The organism is Orrella sp. 11846 (assembly GCF_048820935.1).
In the GTDB taxonomy this organism is placed as follows: domain Bacteria; phylum Pseudomonadota; class Gammaproteobacteria; order Burkholderiales; family Burkholderiaceae_B; genus Algicoccus.
In genome coordinates, this window is the sequence record NZ_JBMERD010000014.1 from 58,088 (window position 1) to 79,477 (window position 21,390).

22 protein-coding genes and 4 pseudogenes are annotated in these 21,390 nt (G+C 49.1%); 14 read left to right on the plus strand and 12 right to left on the minus strand.

Features of this window, described 5'->3' with window-relative positions; all coding sequences use genetic code 11:
• Positions 1 to 252: 252 nt before the first annotated feature.
• The 4 genes from ACOI06_RS11720 to ACOI06_RS11735 form a co-directional block, all read right to left on the minus strand.
• Positions 253 to 552, minus strand: coding sequence for a type II toxin-antitoxin system RelE/ParE family toxin (locus ACOI06_RS11720; protein ID WP_420662774.1), 300 nt, complete (start codon positions 550 to 552; stop codon positions 253 to 255).
• Positions 549 to 899 (minus strand): YlcI/YnfO family protein, encoded by a 351-nt coding sequence (locus tag ACOI06_RS11725; protein WP_420662775.1) that lies wholly within the window; start codon positions 897 to 899, stop codon positions 549 to 551. The genes ACOI06_RS11720 and ACOI06_RS11725 overlap by 4 nt, the downstream gene beginning before the upstream one ends.
• Positions 900 to 1,125: 226 nt before the next feature.
• A complete protein-coding gene (locus ACOI06_RS11730) occupies positions 1,126 to 1,446 on the minus strand; it encodes a HigA family addiction module antitoxin (RefSeq protein WP_420662776.1) in 321 nt (106 codons plus the stop codon).
• A 193-nt stretch (positions 1,447 to 1,639) separates the two neighbouring features.
• Positions 1,640 to 2,128, minus strand: a complete 489-nt coding sequence (locus ACOI06_RS11735) for a type I restriction endonuclease subunit R, EcoR124 family (protein WP_420662777.1) — start codon at positions 2,126 to 2,128, stop codon at positions 1,640 to 1,642.
• 21 nt (positions 2,129 to 2,149) lie between these two features.
• Between ACOI06_RS11735 and ACOI06_RS11740 the strand changes: the two are divergent.
• Together ACOI06_RS11740 and ACOI06_RS11745 are read left to right on the plus strand one after the other, a co-directional pair.
• A pseudogene (locus ACOI06_RS11740) lies at positions 2,150 to 2,740 on the plus strand (COG2958 family protein); the annotation flags it as partial.
• A gap of 364 nt (positions 2,741 to 3,104) precedes the next feature.
• Entirely contained in the window at positions 3,105 to 3,362 is a 258-nt protein-coding gene (locus tag ACOI06_RS11745; RefSeq protein WP_420662797.1) for a type ISP restriction/modification enzyme, read from the plus strand.
• An 86-nt stretch (positions 3,363 to 3,448) separates the two neighbouring features.
• On the opposite strand, the gene ACOI06_RS11750 is transcribed toward ACOI06_RS11745, so the two are convergent.
• From ACOI06_RS11750 to ACOI06_RS11760, 3 genes are all read right to left on the minus strand, one after another.
• Positions 3,449 to 5,245 carry a GmrSD restriction endonuclease domain-containing protein gene (locus tag ACOI06_RS11750; RefSeq protein WP_420662778.1) on the minus strand — a complete coding sequence of 599 codons (1,797 nt, stop codon included), beginning with the start codon at positions 5,243 to 5,245 and terminating at the stop codon, positions 3,449 to 3,451.
• 502 nt (positions 5,246 to 5,747) lie between these two features.
• Entirely contained in the window at positions 5,748 to 6,002 is a 255-nt protein-coding gene (locus ACOI06_RS11755; protein ID WP_420662779.1) for a type II toxin-antitoxin system RelE/ParE family toxin, read from the minus strand.
• A 37-nt stretch (positions 6,003 to 6,039) separates the two neighbouring features.
• Positions 6,040 to 6,276: a ParD-like family protein gene (locus ACOI06_RS11760; protein WP_420662780.1), complete on the minus strand. Its 237-nt coding sequence runs from the start codon at positions 6,274 to 6,276 to the stop codon at positions 6,040 to 6,042.
• A 449-nt stretch (positions 6,277 to 6,725) separates the two neighbouring features.
• Here ACOI06_RS11760 and ACOI06_RS11765 point away from each other — a divergent pair, with 449 nt between their 5' ends.
• A complete protein-coding gene (locus tag ACOI06_RS11765; protein ID WP_420662781.1) occupies positions 6,726 to 6,992 on the plus strand; it encodes a tetratricopeptide repeat protein in 267 nt (88 codons plus the stop codon).
• Positions 6,993 to 7,082: 90 nt separating this feature from the next.
• Here ACOI06_RS11765 and ACOI06_RS11770 read toward each other — a convergent pair whose 3' ends face one another.
• The 3 genes from ACOI06_RS11770 to ACOI06_RS11780 all read right to left on the minus strand — a co-directional run bounded on the left by ACOI06_RS11770 (position 7,083) and on the right by ACOI06_RS11780 (position 8,623).
• A complete protein-coding gene (locus ACOI06_RS11770; protein ID WP_420662782.1) occupies positions 7,083 to 7,529 on the minus strand; it encodes a hypothetical protein in 447 nt (148 codons plus the stop codon).
• 165 nt (positions 7,530 to 7,694) lie between these two features.
• Entirely contained in the window at positions 7,695 to 7,919 is a 225-nt protein-coding gene (locus ACOI06_RS11775) for a hypothetical protein (RefSeq protein ID WP_420662783.1), read from the minus strand.
• Between the two features lie 191 nt (positions 7,920 to 8,110).
• Positions 8,111 to 8,623, minus strand: coding sequence for a transposase (locus ACOI06_RS11780; protein ID WP_420662784.1), 513 nt, complete (start codon positions 8,621 to 8,623; stop codon positions 8,111 to 8,113).
• Between the two features lie 50 nt (positions 8,624 to 8,673).
• Here ACOI06_RS11780 and ACOI06_RS11785 point away from each other — a divergent pair, with 50 nt between their 5' ends.
• From ACOI06_RS11785 to ACOI06_RS11810, 6 genes and pseudogenes are all read left to right on the plus strand, one after another.
• Entirely contained in the window at positions 8,674 to 8,838 is a 165-nt protein-coding gene (locus ACOI06_RS11785) for a hypothetical protein (RefSeq protein ID WP_420662785.1), read from the plus strand.
• A 229-nt stretch (positions 8,839 to 9,067) separates the two neighbouring features.
• Positions 9,068 to 9,940 carry an IS5 family transposase gene (locus tag ACOI06_RS11790; protein ID WP_420662786.1) on the plus strand — a complete coding sequence of 291 codons (873 nt, stop codon included), beginning with the start codon at positions 9,068 to 9,070 and terminating at the stop codon, positions 9,938 to 9,940.
• 195 nt (positions 9,941 to 10,135) lie between these two features.
• Positions 10,136 to 11,941, plus strand: coding sequence for a tetratricopeptide repeat protein (locus tag ACOI06_RS11795; RefSeq protein ID WP_420662787.1), 1,806 nt, complete (start codon positions 10,136 to 10,138; stop codon positions 11,939 to 11,941).
• A gap of 241 nt (positions 11,942 to 12,182) precedes the next feature.
• Positions 12,183 to 12,470 (plus strand): annotated as a pseudogene (locus ACOI06_RS11800) (transposase); the annotation flags it as partial.
• A gap of 67 nt (positions 12,471 to 12,537) precedes the next feature.
• Positions 12,538 to 13,727 (plus strand): IS3 family transposase gene (locus tag ACOI06_RS11805; RefSeq protein WP_420662788.1). Its coding sequence is split into 2 segments (ribosomal slippage): positions 12,538 to 12,802 and positions 12,802 to 13,727, totalling 1,191 coding nucleotides; the frame shifts between segments, so codons are not numbered across the junction.
• A 40-nt stretch (positions 13,728 to 13,767) separates the two neighbouring features.
• Positions 13,768 to 13,968, plus strand: a pseudogene (locus ACOI06_RS11810) (transposase); the annotation flags it as partial.
• Positions 13,969 to 14,176: 208 nt separating this feature from the next.
• On the opposite strand, the gene ACOI06_RS11815 reads toward ACOI06_RS11810, so the two are convergent.
• The gene (locus ACOI06_RS11815) at positions 14,177 to 14,914 is read right to left on the minus strand and encodes an IS1380 family transposase (RefSeq protein ID WP_420662789.1); all 738 of its coding nucleotides are present in this window, start codon (positions 14,912 to 14,914) and stop codon (positions 14,177 to 14,179) included.
• 154 nt (positions 14,915 to 15,068) lie between these two features.
• On the opposite strand from ACOI06_RS11815, the gene ACOI06_RS11820 reads away from it, so the two are divergent.
• Complete coding sequence (locus ACOI06_RS11820; RefSeq protein WP_420662790.1) at positions 15,069 to 16,802, plus strand: IS1634 family transposase; 1,734 nt, start codon at positions 15,069 to 15,071, stop codon at positions 16,800 to 16,802.
• Positions 16,803 to 16,825: 23 nt separating this feature from the next.
• On the opposite strand, the gene ACOI06_RS11825 is transcribed toward ACOI06_RS11820, so the two are convergent.
• Positions 16,826 to 17,446, minus strand: a complete 621-nt coding sequence (locus tag ACOI06_RS11825; protein ID WP_420662791.1) for a transposase — start codon at positions 17,444 to 17,446, stop codon at positions 16,826 to 16,828.
• 265 nt (positions 17,447 to 17,711) lie between these two features.
• On the opposite strand from ACOI06_RS11825, the pseudogene ACOI06_RS11830 reads away from it, so the two are divergent.
• The 4 genes and pseudogenes from ACOI06_RS11830 to ACOI06_RS11845 form a co-directional block, all read left to right on the plus strand.
• Positions 17,712 to 18,068: pseudogene (locus ACOI06_RS11830) on the plus strand (adenylyltransferase/cytidyltransferase family protein); the annotation flags it as partial.
• A 72-nt stretch (positions 18,069 to 18,140) separates the two neighbouring features.
• Positions 18,141 to 18,989, plus strand: a complete 849-nt coding sequence (gene aepX, locus ACOI06_RS11835; RefSeq protein ID WP_420662798.1) for a phosphoenolpyruvate mutase — start codon at positions 18,141 to 18,143, stop codon at positions 18,987 to 18,989.
• 16 nt (positions 18,990 to 19,005) lie between these two features.
• A complete protein-coding gene (aepY, locus tag ACOI06_RS11840) occupies positions 19,006 to 20,124 on the plus strand; it encodes a phosphonopyruvate decarboxylase (RefSeq protein ID WP_420662792.1) in 1,119 nt (372 codons plus the stop codon).
• Positions 20,125 to 20,138: 14 nt separating this feature from the next.
• A complete protein-coding gene (locus ACOI06_RS11845) occupies positions 20,139 to 21,260 on the plus strand; it encodes a phosphonoacetaldehyde reductase (RefSeq protein ID WP_420662793.1) in 1,122 nt (373 codons plus the stop codon).
• Positions 21,261 to 21,390: the final 130 nt, after the last annotated feature.

Consider the following 21,390-nt stretch of genomic DNA (forward strand, 5'->3'; position numbering starts at 1 on the left):
TGGCCTACAACGTGTCAGCCAACTGAAAGGAAACGAAATTACAGCAAATTTGGGACTTGACTTTTGCTGTGAATCAATGAGTTCAGAGATATTCATCGAAAATAGGAGATTCGGCTAAGTTCTAGTAGGTGGTCTGTATAGTCCGAAAAGATCATCGGCGGATACACCGCCGACAGTATTGTTCTACTACTACGGCGTTCAGTTTTCTCTTTGTTCTGTCAAGAAGCCAGTGAATACCGTTCAAACCTTTTGTCAAAAATAATCATCTTCCAACTGATGGCGCACAGCTAGTATTGTTACTGTTGCGTTGTCCTCGATCTCAAAGAGAGCCACATAACCACTGTGCCCGAATGAAATTATGAGTTCGCGTAAAAACGGATTCGCATCATCAGCCTTTCGGCACGAGAAGGGGAACTGCTCTAACAATCGCCATGCGTTGGAAATTGTGTCGAGCGCACGTTCGGCAGCTTGATAATCCCGCTCGACTAAGAACGCATACAGCCTCTCAAGGTCTGCTTTTGCTGCTGGTGTAAATCGAACTGAATAGCTCACTTGGCCTTGAGTCCGGCTTCGAGAATTCCGCGCAGCGAGTCCATGACATCATCCTTGCTTGCATACTGACCGGTGCGCTTTGCTTCTTCACGTGATGCCAATCCCCTAGCAATAAACTCTTGCTGCATCTGTCGTCTACGAATATTTCGACGCACCGACTCCTCGACAAACCCGCTTAGGGTTTCACCCGGACACAGTACCGATTCTGCTTCATTGCGAAATTTTGGTGTAACCCTCAAGGAGGGAAGGGTTGTTGATTTCATAACAAACTCCGATGCATTGCATATGTGATGCAGTGTACCAAATGCCGCAATACCCGTCTTGTGTTCAATAATGGGGTTTTCCACTCCATCGGTACTCAAGTTTCAACGGACACTCATGTGTAAATCGGTGAGTGTTGCCTAATGTTTGTTCAGAACTGCGCGGGCTTCGGCAATTCTTCACTCACATTCACAGTGGCTTTCGGCGGCAAAAGATACTCGCTGGTGACAGCAGTTGTTCGTTATGGTTAATCCGAACTTTTGTGTATTGCTGCGTTACCCGCTACTTGGTGATGTTGTGTAGGAAATGTCCTTATGCGTAAGTCGCTGTCATTTCTGAGAATGTACGAATGTTTTTCAACACAGCTTCTTCAGACTTGGCAGCTTTGTAGAGATCCATGCGTGCTTGAAGATTCAGCCAGAAATCAGGCGTCACGTCAAAAAACTGGGCTAAATGCAGGGCCGTGCTGGCTGTAATGCCGCGTTTGCCATTGATCAATTCGTTGATGCGTTGATAGGGGAAACAAATAGCGTCGGCTAACTGACGTTGGCTAATTTCCATTGGTTTTAGAAATTCTTCCAGCAGTATCTCTCCTGGGTGGGTTGGTGTCCTGTTAGTAGCTATGCGAATCATGGCTCACCTCAGTGGTAATCAGTTATTTCGACTTTGTTGGGTCCAGTTGGTGTCCAAACAAAGTGCCGATAAATTCATGGCAGATTACGTTGCATGCAAGTGAGATGTAGTTTAGTCCAAGCATGGCAACATCCGACAAGCGTCACCGGTAGGTTTGATTGAACCCAATGACGGTCACCAGCAGGATCGACGCTCAGAGTCTGCCGCCGATACCCTTGAACTTCTCCACAAATGCAACGATTTTTTCAAATACCGTTTGTTTCTTGGTCAGGTACTGAGGATTGAGTGGACTCATCTTCGGTAAGGTCTCGTTCAAGTCTGTGCCGTGTTCGGTCGCGTATTCGCGCTCGAGAGATGCCTTCAGGTAACGCCTGGCAGCCTTGTCATTGAGGTTTTCATCGGCGATCAGCATTTCTGCTTCGCGCTGCTGTTCGGTCTGCGCGTACGTGAAAAACGCCTCGATGATGCCGGGCTTGTCAGGAATGCTGTTCAGATCGGTCCGATTGAGAAAGTCGACGACCAGACCCTCTTTGGCTCTGTTGCCAAGGCTTGACCGAATCACGCGACGCACTTCGTCAATCAGCGTCTCCTTGTCTTTGGTCTGCTTGTTCTTCTCAAAGATGAGCTCGAGGATGTAGTCGAGGTTGATTTCCTGAGACTTGAGCAGGTCGACCTCGAACACGACGTCGTTCCGAGGTTGTTAGAGGAGGACTTATATCCGCTTCTGACGGAATATCTTTGGTCCGAGCACGGTGTCTACTCCAAGCGTATCGATGAGAAGCGGGCCTCGAACCGACGTGGTCCCGGCGGCAATCGCTGGTTGTATCCGGATGTAGTCGGCATGGAAAGCTTGGGGGCGGACTGGCACCGCGAAGTGAGGGATTGTGTCAGCCAGTATGGTGATCGGCGAAGTAAGCTGTGGTCGTTTGAGGTCAAGCCGCTGTTGAATCGGTCTAACGTGCGTGAGTGTTTCTTTCAGACCGTCTCGAACTCGTCCTGGGCCAACTTTGGCTATCTGGTTGCTCAGAACATTGACCATGCGGCGATGAAGGAGCTGCGCATGTTGGCAGCAGCCCATGGTATCGGCGTGATCCAGTTGATGGTCGAGAATCCGGCGGAGAGCCAGATATTGATTCCAGCCCGTGAGCGCGAAGTCATCGATTGGGACATGGTTAATCGGCTCGCAACGGAGAACCGTGATTTCCTAGATTACGTGAAGATCATCAAGCAGTTCTACCAGACGGGTGAGGCACGTCTTGTGGATTGGGACACCCAGGAGCCGGTGGACGACTAAGTTCGTGCTGGACTGGCATTGATCTGATGGCCGTGAGTTGAACCGCCTGTCCGTATTTGTTTTGCAATCATGCTCCGCAGGTCCCCACCTTCCATTTCCAAACGCATGACCGCAAATCCGTATAAACACTAGGCTTAAGGTCTTGCGCGAGCAAGGGTTTTTAGAGAGTGGGGTGCTATCAGAGAGAGAAAGGGCGCAAAAAGGCCGTTTTTACGGTTTTTGTGAGCGAGGGAATTGTGGATAGTGGGAGTGGTGAGGTACGCCAGTATTGGGGCTTAGCGGCGTATTGCGGGCAATAAAAAACTTGGCATTGTGACCAGGCTTTTGTTTCGGTGGTGGATCTGCCAGAGATCCGGACCGCTCTATTATTCAAGTGAACAACCATCTACGCCTTAAGGGCATTCCGGAAGAAGCACATCGTTACATTGTCAACGGAAAGTCGGCACTTGAGTGGATTTTAGAGCGTTATCAGCACAGCAAAGACAGTGACACCGGCATCATCAATGATCCTAATGAATGGTCTGACGATCCCCGTTATATTGTGAATTTGATTAAGCGCATTGTGACGGTGAGCGTAGAAACCGTAAAAATCGTTGAGGGATTACAGAAGCTTGAGAAATAACATATTGATGCTTTCGAGCTTGTGAGAAGCGATGCTCGAAAGCTAACGGTATTTTCGTTGATTATGTGTTGCGACGTAGCACGCGATCAAAGCCCCTTGAACCATTCCTTGATCTTTAAGGACATCAATCTGCGCCGCTGTTCCAGGAAGTCGTCGTATTCGACCGGTGCGTCGCCCAGCAGGGTTGCCGGAATGCAGTTTTCTCGCAGATTCTCCAGCAGGTCTTCCTTACTGTCGATGCCGCCGTATTTGATGACGCCGTGTCTGACTTGATTGAGCAATTCCTGGAAATACACTTGCGGAGGGGTGGCGCCCACGGCTCGGTTGATCTCGGCCTGAGTGACGACGAAGTTGGCGATCTGGTTGTAGAGACCTCGGGTCAGACCTAGCGACTGGAGGTATTTCCGAGGATACAGATGGTGCCGGTCACTGTTGTTGAGCAGAAGGTCCCGTACCGTGATGTCACGAGACAGAAAGCCGCGATCCCCTAACTTGATTTGCGCCGCTTGGAAACAATGAAAGTAGGGGCTTGAAACCGACGATGTGATCATGAGCTGTGGGAGCATTCCGGTCCAGTAGGTGTCCGAGAACTCGTTTTCAATGACGCTGTTGGCGTAGGCCAGTGCGCCCTGGCTGTTGATTTGCCTGATGTCCAGATCGAACTGGGTTTCCGGACTTCCCGTGTAGCGACCCGTCAGAGCGGACATGACGTACCAGCGTCGCACCAGACTTTCCAGCTCATGGGCGGCAAGCTTCTCCTCGCGCCCTCGCAGGTACATGATGTAAGAAAAGTTGATGGCGTTAGTACCACCGATCAGACGAGACGTTATGAAACCGGCAGAGCGCAAGGCCATGACAAAACGCTCGAAGCTCGTCTGGTTGATGAATGCGAGAATGCCGTTTTTGAGTTTCGCAAATGATTCCTCGGCAATCGCGTCTTCGTAGAGCTTCGTCTCGAAGTTGCGGCCTGACAGAAGGGCGACAAGATCCTGGAGCCGTCCACGACTGAACTCCGAGGTGAAAGCCACGCGCAGCATGTCTGTGTATGAGGGCTCGTAGATGTCATCGGTTGCCTTGGCGATCCACTGCATCTTCGGAAAGAACTCGGACTTGACGAAGGTTTCGTCGTTTTTTTCGATGTTGGACAGGAATTCCGGGTTGACGGCAAGGTGGCTGAAGTAGTCAATGGCCTTGCGCAGAACGTTGCCACCGTAGGTTTCGTTGACCGCAATCTTGGACATGACAAAGTCGGCCTGCGACAGGGCAGTACCCGCGGAGTTCACGCGGATGAAGATTTCTGTGACCGTTTCAATGTCGAGGTCTTCGGCGAGTTCAATGATGCCGACCGAGTTGTTGGAAATCTTGCGCAGCCTTTCCAGAGTTCGGTGTACCTCGTCTGGCGTCATGTCGGGGTTTTTTGAGCAGTAGTCGTTGACCAGAGAGTAGATGCTGGCGTCGGGTGCAAAGACTTTGGAGATGTCATCAATCCAGGTGACGTCTTTTGCAATGGCCGGGTTTGTGACCTCAAACTTGTTCTCTTTGGGATGAAATGCGATGCGGATGCGAATCTTCTCGTAGTCCTTGTTCAGCACCTCATGGCCCAGCAGTGACGCCATCAAGGCGGTCACGCGTTGCTGCCCGTCAATCAATATCCGTTTGCCGCCCGAGAGTGTGCCGTCCTTTAGCTTGATGGTCGGGTTGCGCCAAATGATCAGGTAGCCGACGGGATAGCCGTTGTATAGGGAATCGAGCAGGTTGCGAACCTTGGCGGCATCCCAGACAAATGGGCGCTGAATTTCAGGAATGGCGATTTCGCCGGATTTGACCCAGCTCAGCAAAACTTCAACGGGATGGTGTGTGACGGAATATCGTTGTATGCCCATGGCGGTTGTCTCGGTTATCTTTAACTATAAAGATACTACTGCCAGGCATAAAATGGGATCTATTTGAATTTGTGTCTGTTGATTCAATCGCCTGCCCGTACTCATTTCGTAATCATGTTCCGATGGTACCCATCTTCCATTTCCAACCGCATGCCCGCAAACCCGCATAAACACTAGGCCAAGGGTCTTGCGCGAGCAAGGGTTTTTAGAGAGTGGGGTGCTATCAGAGAGGGAATTGGCGCAGAAATGCCGTTTTTGCTGTTTTTGTGAGCAATGGAATTGTGGGTGGTGGGAGTGGTGAGGTGCGCCAGTATTGGGGCTTAGCGGCATATTACAGGCAATAAAAAACCTGGCATTGTGACCAGGCATTTGTTTCGGTGGTGGTGGAGTCGAGGGTGTGATGCAAAAGGGCTATCTTGGCACCTGAGTAACGGAGAGTAATCAGTATTAAATCATAGGGTTAGGTTTCGATCTCGGTGCTGTGGAGTGAGATTTGTACCGCCTACCACGACGTGCGCTTGAGGTCACGGTAAAAGTTTTCGTGAGATCCCAGAGCTTCTAGATAAACGAGCCGAACGTCTTCGTCAAGACTGTAGCCCAGCAAGTACAGCTGTCCCTGGCTACGAAACTTGTGCACCCACAGCGCAGATAAATCGCCTTTCTTACGCTCACCGATCGTTGGGTCGGACGCCACGCGCTCAATGGACGCGTCGACATCTCGTACTACGTTGTTGTGCAGCTTTTTATAAGCGCGCAAACCGTTTCGTTTGCCGAACGTTGTAGCTCACGTACGATCAATCCAGCGATCTTGAACGAGGCGAAAACTCTGTTGTTTCCTCTCGGGGTTCGGCCAGTGCCGCCAAGCTCTCGGCGACGAAACTGACGGGTAAATCGGGGTTGTCCAAGGCCGCTCGTCCAACTTTGGCCCAGTATTCGATTTGCCCGGCGATGGTGCGATGTTCAATCATTGCTTCAGAGCGCGCGTTCTCGTACAGCTCTTGGCCGACCCGAATCGATGTTGATGTGCTCATGGGCGTTATTCCTTGACCGTTGGGATTATTAAGTAGTGTGCTACAAATGTAGTACGGGCCGCTTGTTATGCAGATGGGATTGTTACTGTGCTTCAGGGACAGTAACCCGCTGATACCAGTCAGTGGGGCGCCTATTAGATCCCGTTTCCGTTATTGATAGGCGATGGCCGACGGTAATAAGACAATCAGCTGGTTCGAAGGTTCTCTGAATCTTCGGACTTATTCTGAGTTTCCTTAATATCTGATAATCGAATTTTAAATCCCCATCATTCGTTTTATTAGGACTGATTTTAGAAAATCATAAACAACGACCGAACGTGAGTGGCGAGACAACTTTGCCCTCAAAATACGTTTATCGCTTAAAAATGAATTTTGCAGGGACGACTAAATATAAGGTAAAAGCCGCATAAAATAGGAATTTTATGTAAAGTGTTAACGAGGAGTGAGGTATGAGGACTGTATGGCTGGGGTGTTTACTGAGCGTGGTACTTGCTGTTGGAGGAGGAGTAGTTAGGGCTCAAGAGTCGAATCAATTAGTAGTGGAGAAGGCAGCGCAAGGGGATGCCAGCGCCCAACTTAACTTAGGAGTTTTGTATAGAAATGGCTACGGCGTTCGTCAGGATTACGTAAAAGCGCGCGAGTGGTTTGGGAAAGCATGTGACAACGGGGATCAAAGAGGGTGTGATGAGTATCGAGTTTTGAATAATAGACGTTGAGAGTCAATCCCTAATGAGGTGATTTAATTCGAAAGAGAAATCTGGTCTTACTGATGCGATTTTATGGCGCTTATGTCAAAAGAGGGGTGTTTATGGCTGTTTTTTATCTTTCTCTTTTTGCGCTTTTTGTAGTTCGTGAAGTTGACCCAGTGTCGCTTCCAGTTTTCCACGGCTTGTGGCGGCGTCATTGAGTGCCCGTTGAGCTTCTTCGCGTGCTTTGTTGGCTAATTCTTTGTGTGATTCAGCGTCTTTTAGTGCTGTTTCAAGCTGGTTTTGCAAGGATTCGGCCTGCACTTGCGCGCGTTGCTCTGCGATATGCTTCGACATGGCTTGATCGGATGCCAGTCTGGCTTCCTTTAGCGCCTCCTCAGCGCGTTTTTCCGCGTTAGATAGGCGTTGGTATAGGTCTGTGGCTTTATCGCGCTCAGAGTCCGCTTTTGCGACTGCTACGGCTGCCTGCTGCTTGGCGGTGACCGCTTCGGTCTTTGCGTGCTCTAAAGCGGCTGTGGAGACTTTTGGCGGTCGCGGTGCGCCCACATAGGGGGTCAGCGCGCCGAATTGCGCCTAAAAAGCGTAATTCCGGCACTTGAGGGGCAAAATGTGCCCTGATTTACGCTGAAAAGGTGGTGTTTCTTGTTTTTTTGCAAAGAAATCTTTGCGCCTCGCTCAGTGCCTCAAAAACGAGGGGTTGTTCGAGGTGCCCTACAGCTTCTTGACCAGCAGGATGCGAAGCATCACCTCGGTTGGATAGGCAGGTCGACCACCCTTGGCACCGTCGCCTCGAGGCGCGATCTTGTTGATCCGTGCTGCCAAAGCTTTGAGATTCAAAAGCTCATCGATATTGGCCAGAGGGTCACCGATCTGATCCAGCTTCTCGCGCTGACGCTCATCGGCAAAGAGTTCAAGCTTGATGGCACTACGTTTCATAGCGTTTACGGGCAAAGAGGTGGCAATAGGGTCATTTTAGGAATCGGCGCACTCAGCGGGGGTTATTCGAGATGCCCATACATCTCATCGAATGCGGATTGCCGAATGATCGCAATTTCTAGATAGTCGCCGCTGAACACCTGATGGGGTGTAAAGCCATTTAGACTGCTGTGATGATGGCCGTGGTTGTACTAAAGCACATAGTCTTTACACCAACGCATGGCATGATCATAGTGATCAAACCGTCGTGGGTAATCCGGTTGGTATTTCATAGTTTTGAATTGAGACTCACTCATGGCATTGTCATTGCTCACCCGGGGGCGACTGTGGCTGGCGGTTACCCCCAGTTCACCCAGCAAATCCAGGTAACAATGGGCGGTCATTGGCACGCCACGATCCTGATGCAACGTTAAATTTCCGGGTGCAATCCCATAACGTTCATGCGCTTGGGCAATGAGTTGCTGCGAGAGTGCACTATTTTCTTTTCGAGAGAGCATCCATGCCACGATGTATCGACTAAACAAATCCATCACCACATACAGCGATAGGTACTCACCACGCCGCTGAGTGGCTAACTTGGTCATATCCCACACCCATGCTTGATTCGGTGCAGTCGCTTTCAAGCGAGGAATGGGCTGTGTGTTCGCAGGACGTTGATGGCGGCGCTCACCATTCAGATGGTTCTCACGAAGAATGCGATGCATGGTGCGAACAGACGCCAGATAGATACCTTGATCAAGCAATTTGTAATGAGATGTATGCCAACCATCCCGAACGATTTACCCAAGGTCGTCCGAGTGCAAAACTGCCACCCGCAGAAGTCTGCATCAACCCCATCCCTGATGATGCTGACTTAGCAACGATCGAAAAAGGCGTCAACTTCCCAACACTGTCGAGGGTGATTGAAAAAGCAACTTAATTATTAAAGGAGTGGCTCAAATGAGGTTGAAACGTTCCGGTCGGTGCATCAAAGAATGAGGGGTTGTTCGAGGTGCCCGTTTAAAAACCCTCGTTGTTCAGAAGATCCTTTATACTGTGACAGCTCGATAAAGAATCTAAGGAAACTCTGAAAAAGTCCGAAGATTCAGAGAACCCTCGAACCAGCTGATTGTCTTATGACTGTCGCCACTCATTTCTTTCTTTTTACTATGACCCAACTGACCTTTTCTGATCTGGAGTACGGCGCCAAGCGCAAGCAAACACGTCGCGAGAAGTTTCTCGCCGAGATGGAAAAGGTCATCCCCTGGGAGCGCTTGTTTGCGTTGATCGAGCCGGTGTACCCCAAGGGTAAGAATGGACGTCCGCCGTACCGTCTGGATACCATGCTTCGTATTCACTTCATGCAGCAATGGTTCGGACTGAGTGATCCGGCGATGGAAGAGTCGCTCTACGACAGTGATTCCCTGCGTCAGTTTGCAGGGTTGTCGCTTAGCCACGGCAGTTTGCCTGATGAAACCACGATCTTGAACTTCCGTCGGTTGCTTGAGAAGCACCAACTGGCTCCCCGTATTCTGGCTGGGGTCAATGGGCTGCTGAGCGAGAAAGGTCTGTTGCTCAAGGAAGGCACGATTGTGGATGCCACCCTCATCAGTGCACCGAGTTCGACCAAAAACAAGTCGCGCAAGCGTGACCCGGAAATGCGTCAAACGAAGAAAGGCAACAACTGGCACTTTGGCATGAAGGCGCATATCGGTGTGGATGCGGACTCGGGCCTGGTTCACACGGTCACCACAACGTCTGCCAATGAGCACGACATCACGCAGACCCATGCGTTGCTGCACGGTGAGGCGCAAGACGTGTTTGGTGATGCAGGCTATACCGGTGTTGAGAAACGAGACGAACTCAAGGATCTGGACGTTCAGTGGCATGTGGCGATGAAGCCCAGCCAGAAGAACGCGATTCAGGACAAGCGCCTGCGCGAGATTGTGGATCGACTCGAGTTTTTGAAATCGTCGGTTCGCGCCAGGATCGAGCGCAATCTCTGGATGGCGAGAGGCAAATTGATGAAGATGATAGGATAGGTGCACCCAAAATGGGCGAATCACCCCGCTTGGGGGAGAAGAGTCGCCCAATGTTGGCAAAAATCCGGTCATTTTGATCAGAAACGAAAGAAATTATGAGTGACGAGCACATATTCTCGTCACTCACGTTAAAAAACCCTCGTTGTTCAGAGGATCCTTAACAGGTCAATCAATCTAATTACTACAGATCAAGACATGGATAAAATCACATTAAAACAGCTCTTTGAAAACAAAAATTATAAAGAAATAGTGCAGTCTCACCAATCTTTACTTGCTAATTATCCTGATGATTACAGGGTGTTTGAGCAGCTTGCAAAATCGTACATTAACTTAGATGATCACCAAAGAGCTTGTCAAGTATATCAAAAAGCAGTACAGCTAGCATCCCCTAAAATTTTAAATTTTCGTGAAATTGAAGTGTCACTTAATCATTTGAATAAAACATCTGAAGAAAAAAAAGATTTTTGGTTAAATTGCTCTTCCAACAATGAGATTCTTTTAGAGAAATGCTGCAATAAGGTTTTGCAAAATGACATCAAATCTGCACAACAAATACTACTGTCCGCAAGAGATCAACTGAATCTCTCTGAGCATCAGTTTGCAACCCTATACAATAACTTAACAATGTTTTCTCAAGGCGAGACATATAATGCTGAGATGGAGACAAGTCTTGAAAAACTGTCTTTACCAAAGGTTGTGAATGTATCTGGAATGGGCTGGAGTGGCTCAGGTGCGGTTTTTGACTATTTACGTGAATTCAAAGATGTTATACCGATAAGAGGCGAAACACCCTACCTAAGTCGCGGAAGATATAATCTTACGAAAATTTTAAGCAACATTAATTCTAAAGAGAAATTTCGCGAAAACTTAATTTTATTTTACTTTTATACTATAATTGGATTTTTGCGCCCAAAAAACTGGAGCGATTTTAAATCATTTAACAATACACGAAAACGACTGTACGGAAAAGAAGCAGATACGTATATAACGTGGTCATCTCGATATTGTTATGTGGCAAACAAACTGCTACAAAATTATAGAAAAAAAGGATTTTTACATCTTTTAAACACTTTAAAGTCAATTGTTATCCTGGGCTTTATTTGTGATCAACCATATAGAAAGGGAATGACGCTTCTTTTAGATAATGATGTGTCAATTGGTAGCGTGAATGAGCACCTTGATTTCGTTGTTCAATTATGCACCTTTAGAGATCCTAGATCTAATTATGTGGCTTTGAAACGAGAAGATCGCATGTATAGACAAAGTGTAGATGATTATCTTATTTCTAGAGAAAAATCTTACAAGAGGAATTTGACAAAACTGAAAAATCTAATAAAGCTTCCCTCAATGTCGAGCCTGATAAATATTGTGCAATTTGAAGAATTTGTTGTTTCTGAAAAATATAGAGATAGCATTGCAACACTCCTTAATTTTGATGTTAACAATAGAACTCGACATCGATATTTTAAACCATGGGAATCCTTTCGAAACACTCAGCTACACCAAGAATATGAAAACCAAGATGAAATCTCCCTAATCGAAAATCATTTAAAAGAGTATTGCTATGATGTAGCAGTTGTTAGGGCATCTCGAGAATCCGTCGGAAAGGCAGGTTTAAAATATACACAAACTGAAGAAACCTCTCAGCCCATTGCTTTGATAAAAGAAATGGATGGTGCTCGCGTGTTCAGTGTTTTGAGGGATATCAAGAACAAACTCAACGAAAATAACAACATTTTACGACAAAAAGAAATCCATCTTGAAAGAACAAATGCTGAACTAACTTTACAGACTCATGCGCTTGAAAAGCAACTAAGCACTCTTAGTCATGAAGTCACTAAGTTAGGTGAAAGCAACGCTGCGCTGCGACAAAGGGAAGCTAACTTTCAACGTAAAAACGAACAGCTGGCGAACAGAAACGCTGAGCTGCGGTTCCATATGGATAAAATTTTAAACAGTGTGTCCTGGCGCATCACAAAACCTTTGCGATGGTTGCCTTGAGTTTTTATAGACGCATCAGAGGAAGTCAATGTGTTTGATGCTCCATTTGAGACCGTGCGCGTCTGTTGCTTGTCGCGCTGACTTAGCTGCTTAGTCGTAAGCCTGTAATGACCCAGTGAAAACCTGCACATGGTAGAGTCGCTCCAAAATATGGAGTTACACATGGGCATCTCGAATAACCCCCGCTGAGTGCGCCGATTCCTAAAATGACCCTATTGCCACCTCTTTGCCCGTAAACGCTATGAAACGTAGTGCCATCAAGCTTGAACTCTTTGCCGATGAGCGTCAGCGCGAGAAGCTGGATCAGATCGGTGACCCTCTGGCCAATATCGATGAGCTTTTGAATCTCAAAGCTTTGGCAGCACGAATCGACAAGATCGCGCCTCGAGGCGACGGTGCCAAGGGTGGTCGACCTGCCTATCCAACCGAGGTGATGCTTCGCATCCTGCTGGTCAAGAAGCTGTACAACCTGTCCAACGACCAGATGGAGTTTCAACTGCTTGATCGCATGAGTTTCAAGCGCTTCTGTCGGTATGAGGTTGCCCCTCAATGACGTAGCTCTTAGTTCCAGTTACATTGGAACAAAGGAGTAGAAAATGTCTGAATCGGTACGACGTGCGAAATACACACGCGAATTCAAAAAGGAGAGTGTCCGGCAGGTCTTGACCAGCGGGCTATCAGTCCACGCTGTTGCACAGGAGCTGGGGATCCCTAAAGCCACGTTGGGAAGCTGGGTGCGCTTGCACCACAAAGGCGAGTTGAGCACCCAAGGTGCAAAGACCCCGAGCGTTTCTGCCGAACAAATGGAGATCTCACGCTTACGCGCTGAAGTCACACAGTTGCGCTTGGAGCGTGACATCGCAAAAAAAGCCGCGGCGTACTTTGCGCAGGACCTTCTGCAAAGTACGCCTGGATACAAAAAATGAAAGGTCGTTGGTCCGTTCGTTTGGTGTGCAAAGTGCTGGAGGTGAGTGAGAGTGGTTACTACGGCTGGTGTCGTGTCGGCCGCAAAGCACAGTCGGAAAACCATGTTTCTGACAAGCGTTTGCTCACAGAAATCCGTGCCATCGATAAAGAAGTCAATGGTGAATACGGTTGGCCTCGAATGTGGCATTCACTCAAGCGTAACGGGTTTCGTGTGGGTAAGGAGCGGGTACGAAAGCTCATGCAAGCGCATGGAATCAAAGGAAAAGTTAAACGAAAATATGTTGTCACCACAGACAGTTCGCATCAGATGTCAGTGGTGCCCAACCTTGTCGACCGTCAGTTCAATCCTGCAGCGCCTGATGTACTTTGGACAAGCGACATCACTTACCTACCGACTGACCAAGGCTGGTTGTATTTGTCGGTTGTGTTGGACTTGTTCGGGCGTCGCATCGTAGGCTGGAGCATTAAACCCCATATGCAGACCGATTTGGTCAAAGATGCCTTGCTCATGGCTTGGTTGCGGCGCCGGCCACCGACTGGTCTGATCTTCCACAGTGATCGGGGTAGCCAATACTGCAGCAGTGAGTTTCAAACCACACTGAAGACAATGGGTATTACAGCATCAATGAGTAGGAAGGCAGACTGCTGGGATAACGCCCCGGTGGAGAGTTTTTGGGCACGCCTGAAAGCTGCGTGTCTACAAGGTCGTAAATTTAGATCACACAGTGAAGCCCACTCAGTCATCATGGCGTGGATTAGCTTCTATAACCATCGTCGATTGCATTCAAGCTTGGAGTACATGAGCCCGATGGAATATGAGCAAAGGTGGCACAATATGCAGACTAGGAAGTCTGCATAACCTCGGAGGCTAAGGACTACGAAAAACGAGGGCAACATCATATCCAACCGAGGTGATGCTTCGCATCCTGCTGGTCAAGAAGCTGTACAACCTGTCCAACGACCAGATGGAGTTTCAACTGCTTGATCGCATGAGTTTCAAGCGCTTCTGTCGTCTGACCAACTCTCGCACCATACCCGACGCCACCACGATCTGGGTGTTCGAGAACCGTATCGGCGAGGCCGGCGCCAGAGAGATCTTTCCTGAGTTCTGCCATTTAGCCTGCAAATTTCATGAGTTGCCCAAACAAGTACGTTTTTGGCGGCTGATGATCGCACAATCCCGATTCGCCGGTTTTTTCATCACAGCGACGGAAAGAGTCAAGTTATTTTGAGCCTAATTCGTGTTTTGGATGCAACTTCCCCTTACCCCGGGAGCGTCATCGTGCCCGGGAAACACTCCGTGGATCGTCAGGGAGCGAGAGCTTGGGTGGCATGTGCAAACAGATCTCGCAGGGGATGATGTGAGGCATACAGAATACGGATACGTCGGGTATTTCGGATGACGACGGCACCAATTTTGAGAAGACGACTGCGTATGGTGGCAGTGGTGGCACGAGCAAGCTCGGTGTTGGCAAGAGCCAGTTTCTTGAGGCGTTGCATCAAGGTGTAGGCGAAAGCAGAGAGCATGATGCGAAACCAGTTCGGCAAGAAATGCTGACAGCTTGTGCGAGTACCGAACAGATCAAGCTGGGTTTCCTTGATACGGTTTTCTGCTTCACCGCGCTGACAGTACACCTCGTCGTAGAGGTGGATTGGACATTCCTTCAGATTCGTGACGATGAACCGGGGGTTGACCCCTTGATGACCGTACTCGAGGCGGGTGATGACTCGGCGTTCTTTCTTCCAGGTCTTTGCTCCGTACCGGAATTCGTGAATGGCACGCTGCTTTTGACTTGTTTGCCGGTATTGCTGACGCAACACCTCTTCCCAGTGTGTCACAGCAGCTTGCAGCCGTTGATTACGTGCTACTCCGATGATGTAGTCCACCCCGTTGCGCTCACACCAGTTGATCAGCAGCTGACGACAGAAGCCAGAGTCTGCACGCAGAATAATTTGAACATCGGGCCATGCCTGACGCAGCTTTTGGACAAGCAGTTTCATGATGGCTGCCGCATGGCGGGCACCATCAATTTGACTGCGACGCACCGAAGTTCGACACTTTACCGCCTAAGGGCGGTTTTTTTACGTCTGTTTTTCTTTTCAAATCAAACATTTCTAATTATTCCTAAGTATTTTGGCGTGCTGGCATTTATCATTCTTAAAGTATTGGCATTTAATATTTTTATGTTAAAATGAGTGCATGTATATCAAAGTCACAAAATCTGGCGACAGACGCTACATCCAACTGGCCGAGTCCTATCGCGATAGCGAGGGTCGATCACGCCAGCGCATCATTGCGAACTTGGGGCGCCTCGATGACAGCACCAGTCAGGCCAATTCAATTCTTGCTGCTTTGTTGCAAGCATCAGGACAGCAGACTGGCGAAGGTAATGAAGCTCGTTTGCTTTCCACGGCTCAGTTCGAATCCGCCCGCGCTCTAGGCGATGTTTGGGCGCTCACTGTGATTTGGAAGCAGCTCGGTCTTGATCGTTTAAAACAGCTCTTAAAACTCAAGACACGTCATCGAATTGACCTCGAAGCTTTGTTGCGTTTAATGGTGTTTAATCGTCTTTGTGACGCAGATTCCAAGCTTGGAGCGTTACGCTGGGTCAAGACAGTCAGCCTGCCCGAGATGGACCTCACTTCTGTCAGCCATCAGCAGTTACTACGTACGATGGACGCCATTCTGGAACATCAAGATGTGATTGATGAGGTACTGGCGGATGCGGTCAGACCCTTGGTCAATGATGATTTGTCGGTGATGTTCTATGACATGACCACGATTCGTGCTGAAGGGCTTTCTGAGCAGGCTGACGATGTTCGTCAGTTTGGCAAATCCAAAGAAGGTGGCATTGGTCGCCAGTTTATGTTGGGTTTGGTGCAGACGGCTGAAGGCATTCCGCTCTATCACGAGGTCTTTCCAGGCAATACCGCGGAGGTCGACACGTTAAAAACCTCCTTGCTCAAGGTGGTAAACACCTTCCCGATCAAACGCGTCATTGCCGTGGCTGATCGTGGTTTGCTGTCATTAGAAAGCCTAGGTGAATTGCAGCAAATCGTTCTGCCCTTGGGTCAACCACTGGAGTTTATTCTGGCGGTTCCTGGGCGACGCTATAAAGACTTTCAAACATTGTTGGCCCCATTCAATGAGCACGTACAAAGTGTTACTTCTGTCGATCCTGACACAGAAGAGGCTGAAGTCTTTGGTGAAGTGGAGTGGGAAGGTTTGCGCTTGGTGGTCGCCCATGATCCAGAACGTGCCGCTGAGCAAACCACAAAAAGAGACGCCAAGATTGCGCAATTAGAGGCACGTGCTGAGCAATGGGCTGACAAGCTAGATTCTCAGGACGAAGGAAAGAAAAGCCGTGGGCGTAAGCTCACGGACGGTGGTGCACAAGCACGCTTTTATCGCGAAGTTTGTGAGGAGCGTTTAGGGCTCATCATGAAAGTGAACTTTAACAGCGAGTTGTTCAATTACGACATTGATGAGGAGGCACTGGCAAGGGCTCGTGCAATGGATGGCAAGCTGCTGCTAGTGACGAATACCAAAGACATGGATGTCGTCGATGTCGTGACCAGATACAAATCGTTAGCCGATATTGAACGTGGTTTTAAATTACTCAAGTCTGATATTGAAATCGGTCCTGTCTACCACCGTTTACCTGATCGCATTCGGGCGCATGCTTATATCTGCTTTATTGCCCTTGTATTAGCTCGTGTCATGCGAGCACGACTTCGGGCCAACCCTGTGCCAGACGTGGTTTCATCGGAACGAGCACTCTGGTTATTACGTCAAATCCAAACACATAAAGTGCACTTTGAGGGGCAAGATCCCGTCGTGGGTATCTCGACAATCGGTACTGAACAGGCCACCATACTCCGTAGTCTCGAAGTCAAAAAACCATCGATCAGCATCCCCTACGTCAATTTGTAGTGGAGCGTTTTATAATGACACCGTTATATAACAATGAGTTGCGGACGTAACTGTCGAACCCGGGGACGCAGGACACTTGCCAGTATTTCATCGCCACAATACACGTACAGTGGCAGGTAGCAGTGGTGATCGTAGTACCCGTGAAACTGCCTGCCTTCCTGGTTGCCATGCAAGGGAATGTCGGATGCATCGAAGTCCAGGATCAGGCATTTCGGTGCATCATCGTGGGACTTGATGAATTGCGTCACCAAGGCTGCGTTCAGTGCCAGGATCTCTTTGCGTGTCACTTGCCTCTCAAGACGACACAGGGTGGGGCTGCTGGCCAATTCCTCCACAGTCCCAATGGCCGTTTGAAACAGAGGGTCTGAGCGCAGCTTGTCATGATCGTTCAGGTCTTCGTGACCTTGGGCCAGTGCAAACAGCCGTTGACGGACCATGGCTTCCAAGCAGTGCGTGACGCGTGATGAGTCTCTTCGCTCCACGAGCGCGCCAGCCACCGCGCGTGAAATACCTACAAAATGATCGATGCGACTAAGCAGCATCGCACCACCATCGGTGCTGATCGCGCCGCCTGCAAAATTGGCTTCTATTTCACGGCGACCTATACGCCCAAAACTGTGTTTCTTGTTGGTACACTTTGGCATCGGCGCAGTCTCCTTGAATCATTGTTTGGAAGCTTGATTTTAAAGGAAAAATGACTGCGCCGACCCTATTTCTGATGAAATTTTCGGGCTAGTCGTTCCAATAAGGAATGAAAACGTTTAAACTGGCTCGAAAATCATGCTCAATTCGTTTCGAACGTCGCTGAAAATCGAGTTTTTGTGGGATCTTATGAAGTCATCACGTAATGGACTTTAATAGATCATCTTTCGTTATTGGGGGAAGTCTATGAGCACTGTATACGTAGGAATGAGCGCCGATCTGGTGCACCCGGGACATTTGAACGTTTTAAAGCGTGCCGCGGAGCTCGGTGACGTCACGGTTGGTTTGCTAACTGACGAAGCCATTGCGGCTTATAAACGGGTGCCTTTTATGGAGTTCGATCAGCGTCGCCAGGTGATCGAAAGTATCAAAGGCGTCACCCGTGTGGTTCCGCAAACCACACTGGACTACGTGCCAAATTTGGAAAAATATAAGCCAGATTATGTGGTGCACGGTGACGATTGGAAAGAAGGAGTACAGCAAAAAACTCGTCAGCGCGTCATTGACGTTTTGGCACAATGGGGTGGTGAGCTTGTCGAGGTTCCCTATACAAAGGGTATTTCATCGACACAACTGAATGCGGCTTTGAAAGAGATCGGCACCACGCCAGACATTCGTTTGAAGTCGTTGCGTCGTATGCTGAAAGTCAAGCCTATTTTGCGGTTTTTAGATCTTCATAACCCGCTCAGTGGGCTTATCATCGAGAAAGTCAGCGTTGATACTCCAGAAGGCAAGCGAGAATTTGACGGAATGTGGGGTAGCTCTTTGACCGACTCCACGGCACGTGGAAAGCCCGATATCGAAGCTCTGGACGTGTCAGCGCGCGTTAGTATGCTCAACGACGTGCTCGAAGTGACCACCAAGCCGATTATCTACGACGCAGACACCGGGGGTCAGATTGAACACTTTAAATTTACAGTGCGCACGCTGGAACGTTTGGGCGTGTCTGCTGCCATCATTGAAGACAAGACAGGTCTCAAGAAGAATTCCCTCTTTGGGACGGATGTAGAGCAAACGCAAGACAGTATTGAAGCGTTTTGTCAAAAAATCAAAGCTGGTAAACAAGCACAGGCTACGGATGATTTCATGATCATTGCCAGAATTGAGAGCCTGATTCTGGACAAAGGGATGGAAGACGCTGTCAAGCGGGCCAAGGCCTACCTCGCGGCGGGTGCAGACGGCATCATGATTCACAGCCGCAAGAAAGATCCCGCAGAAATCTTCGAGTTTTGTGAGCGTTACCGCGAGTTTGGCGAGAATAAGCCGTTGGTGGCTGTGCCCACGAGCTTCAATATGGTGACAGAGGATGAGCTTGCCGACAGAGGGGTCAATATAGTTATTTATGCGAACCACCTCTTGCGTAGCGCTTATCCTGCTATGCTGAACACCGCAAAAACAATTCTGATCAATAAGCGCTCCGCTGAATGTGACGAACAGTTGCTCCCGGTCAAGGATATCCTTGAACTGATTCCCGGTACCAAGTAAAAAGGACGACAAGTCAATGATCGATACTCTGTCGTTTTATACAAAACTGTGCAAAGCCGGCGTAGGCCTCTTCGCTGGTGTGCCAGATTCGCTTCTTTCTAGCTTGTCCGCATGCCTGATGGAGCACGCTCCGCAGAACTCCCACATCATTACGGCTAATGAAGGCAATGCAGTGGCACTGGCGGCGGGATATCATTTAGGCACTGGCGGTCTTGGTGCGGTTTATCTGCAGAATTCTGGCCTAGGAAATACTGTTAATCCGCTTGTTTCTCTAACGGATGCTGAGGTCTACCGCATTCCGCTGCTTCTCATCATCGGGTGGCGCGGAGAGCCGGGCGTCAAGGACGAGCCACAACACGTAAAGCAAGGCCGCATCACCCTTGGACAACTTGATCTGCTTGAAATTCCTTATCAGATAGTCGACTCTGATTCAGACATTGACGCCGTGATACAGAAAACGATGGAGGACATTCAAAAGACTGGCGCACCTGTGGCTTTAGTAGTCAAGAAAAACGCTTTCACACCCTATTCATTCACGGGTAGTGCAGAACGGCGTGCGACTCTCTCAAGAGAGGAGGCACTTGAGGGTCTTCTGGAACTCTCGGGGGACGCGCTCATCGTATCGACTACTGGTAAGACGTCTCGCGAAGTGTATGAGTTGCGTGTGGCTCGTCAAGAAGAACAGCGCGATTTTCTGACAGTCGGAGCTATGGGACACACTGCGTCCATCGCACTTGGGGTCGCCTTAGGCAAACCCGACAAGCGTGTGGTCTGTTTAGACGGCGACGGCTCTCTTCTGATGCATCTGGGTGCTTTGCCTATTATTGCCAGTTTGAGTCCGACTAATTTGGTTCATGTGCTTCTTAATAATGCCTCACACGAATCGGTGGGCGGGCAGCCCACGATTTGCGGTCAGATAGACTTTGAAGCCATCAGCAAAGGGAGTGGCTACAAACACTATTTTCGCGCGGATAGTCCTGAAACTCTGCAGATGGCTTGGCAGGCCATTGAAGGTACAGACGGTCCAATTCTGTTGGAAGTCATCATTACAGCTAGCTCGCGTACTGACTTGGGACGTCCAAGCAGTACACCCGAGGAGAACAAGCAGGCCTTCGTCAAAGCTGTCAATCGTTGAGGAGATCAAGTTCTATGAGTGAAAAGTGGACCTATTTCAATCCAGTACGAATAGTGAAAGGCGCTGGTAACTTCGAACGCGTTGGGGAGTACGCTCGTACGTGGATTCAGCAACGTCAGGTCAAAACGACAGAGGCGATCAGAGAACAGACATGGTTGCTCATCACAACGGAGGGCTCGACGCGCCGTGGGTTAACAAAGCGGCTCTTGGCTCAGTTTACCGACGAAATTGTGCACGTATTTGACCGTGTAACCCCCAATCCCGAGCTCGATGATCTTGAAGCGTTAATCAATGAGTATGCATCTGTAAATATCACCGGTATCATCGCGCTGGGTGGGGGGAGTGCGCTTGACGCGGCCAAGGTGCTATCAGTTACATTGCCTTCAGAGCCCAGACAATCACTTCGCGATATTCTGACGAGCAGCTCACAAGACTGGACGACTCATTTACCAGTCATCACGCTACCAACAACTGCAGGAACCGGCTCGGAAGTGACGCCGTTCGCTACTGTGTGGGATAGCACAACACACAAAAAATATTCAGTAACAGGTGACGCAGTCTATCCTGCGTTGGCGATCCTAGATCCCACACTCACACTCAGTCTGCCGCATCAGGAAACTCTCTATACAGGACTTGATGCCACTTCGCACGCCCTTGAGTCACTTTGGAATCGAAATGCGACACCGATCAGCCAAGCCTATGCGGCGACTGCATTGGAAGCGATTGTAAAAGCATTCCCTATTGCATTGAGCGTGCCCGATAATCTGGAAGCGCGTGCTAGCATGCTGCAAGCCAGTATGCTAGCTGGTCTGGCGATTAGTCAGACTCGCACAGCATTGGCTCACAGCATTTCCTACCCAGTGACGAGTCACTTCGGTGTGCCGCATGGCTTGGCATGTAGCTTTACATTACCTGTGTTGCTGGAAGATAGTTTCTCGTTTCTTCCAGAGGGATACCGACCGCTTCTTAAACAAGTCCAAAAATTGCTGTTGAATTTGAAGCTGGATCGCGAAATTCGCAAGTACGTTGACGACACTGGTCTCTTGGCGTTACAAGATGGGATGTACACTCCCGATCGTGCGGGAAACTATATCGGGGAAGTCTGTTTGACACGAATCCTCAAAAAGTCACTTTAGGGCATCTCGAATAACCCCCGCTGAGTGCGTCGATTTCCTAAAGGGCACCTCGAACAACCCCTCGTTTTTGAGGCATCGAGCGAGGCGCAAAGATTTCTTTGAAAAAAACAAGAAACACCGCCTTTTCAGC

What these genes read in the sequence shown, in the direction of transcription:
- ACOI06_RS11730 (WP_420662776.1), bottom strand. Translation starts at nt 1,446, where the DNA reads ATGATTCGCATAGCTACTAACAGGACACCAACCCACCCAGGAGAGATA.
- ACOI06_RS11750 (WP_420662778.1), bottom strand. Translation starts at nt 5,245, where the DNA reads ATGGGCATACAACGATATTCCGTCACACACCATCCCGTTGAAGTTTTG.
- ACOI06_RS11760 (WP_420662780.1), bottom strand. Translation starts at nt 6,276, where the DNA reads ATGAGCACATCAACATCGATTCGGGTCGGCCAAGAGCTGTACGAGAAC.
- ACOI06_RS11765 (WP_420662781.1), top strand. Translation starts at nt 6,726, where the DNA reads ATGAGGACTGTATGGCTGGGGTGTTTACTGAGCGTGGTACTTGCTGTT.
- ACOI06_RS11775 (WP_420662783.1), bottom strand. Translation starts at nt 7,919, where the DNA reads ATGAAACGTAGTGCCATCAAGCTTGAACTCTTTGCCGATGAGCGTCAG.
- ACOI06_RS11780 (WP_420662784.1), bottom strand. Translation starts at nt 8,623, where the DNA reads ATGCATCGCATTCTTCGTGAGAACCATCTGAATGGTGAGCGCCGCCAT.
- ACOI06_RS11785 (WP_420662785.1), top strand. Translation starts at nt 8,674, where the DNA reads ATGTATGCCAACCATCCCGAACGATTTACCCAAGGTCGTCCGAGTGCA.
- ACOI06_RS11790 (WP_420662786.1), top strand. Translation starts at nt 9,068, where the DNA reads ATGACCCAACTGACCTTTTCTGATCTGGAGTACGGCGCCAAGCGCAAG.
- ACOI06_RS11795 (WP_420662787.1), top strand. Translation starts at nt 10,136, where the DNA reads ATGGATAAAATCACATTAAAACAGCTCTTTGAAAACAAAAATTATAAA.
- ACOI06_RS11820 (WP_420662790.1), top strand. Translation starts at nt 15,069, where the DNA reads ATGTATATCAAAGTCACAAAATCTGGCGACAGACGCTACATCCAACTG.
- ACOI06_RS11825 (WP_420662791.1), bottom strand. Translation starts at nt 17,446, where the DNA reads ATGCCAAAGTGTACCAACAAGAAACACAGTTTTGGGCGTATAGGTCGC.
- aepX (WP_420662798.1), top strand. Translation starts at nt 18,141, where the DNA reads ATGCTGAAAGTCAAGCCTATTTTGCGGTTTTTAGATCTTCATAACCCG.
- aepY (WP_420662792.1), top strand. Translation starts at nt 19,006, where the DNA reads ATGATCGATACTCTGTCGTTTTATACAAAACTGTGCAAAGCCGGCGTA.
- ACOI06_RS11845 (WP_420662793.1), top strand. Translation starts at nt 20,139, where the DNA reads ATGAGTGAAAAGTGGACCTATTTCAATCCAGTACGAATAGTGAAAGGC.